The sequence below is a fragment of the Microtetraspora niveoalba genome (assembly GCF_001570405.1).
Classification (GTDB): domain Bacteria; phylum Actinomycetota; class Actinomycetes; order Streptosporangiales; family Streptosporangiaceae; genus Microtetraspora; species Microtetraspora niveoalba.
In genome coordinates this window covers 1-574 of sequence record NZ_BBYM01000052.1, presented here as the reverse complement: position 1 = coordinate 574, position 574 = coordinate 1, and positions in this window count along the sequence as shown.

Here is a 574-nt window from a genome sequence, read left to right as displayed (position 1 = left end):
CCCCGACCCTGCACCCCCCACTCGGCCCGCCCAGACCCCGCCCCCGGCTCAGTCTGTAACGGCTAGGCAGCCCCGCTCGGCCTGTACCGGCCACCCTGTATGGGCCGGGCAGCCTGATCAACTTGCACTAACTGGGGCAGTTCGGTTCAAGCCGCCCCAACCGGGGCAGTCTCGGTCAGGCTGCGCCGCCTGTGACTGGAGCGACCGGCGCGCATCGACGGTCGGCAGTCACGTGGCGTGGGACTGTAAGAACATTGGACAGATCCCGTGGCTCTCCCGCCGCGCCCACGCATGGTCCAGGCCAACCCCGCCTCCGCATGCACAGGCAGGTCCGCCGGGACCGTGGAGGCCGGGCACACTGCCAGACTCACCCCGCCCACGCACTGCCCAGGCCACCCCCGCCCGCCAGCATGCACAGGCAGGTAGGCCAGGGACCAGCGGACGGCCTATCACCGTCTGGCCACCCACGGCCGCGACCGTTGCCGGGGATACGACAGCTTCGAATAACGGTGGAACCGCATCGACACCGTCCCATCCCCCTGATCGATCACCTCCACCCGATCCGGATGACGGG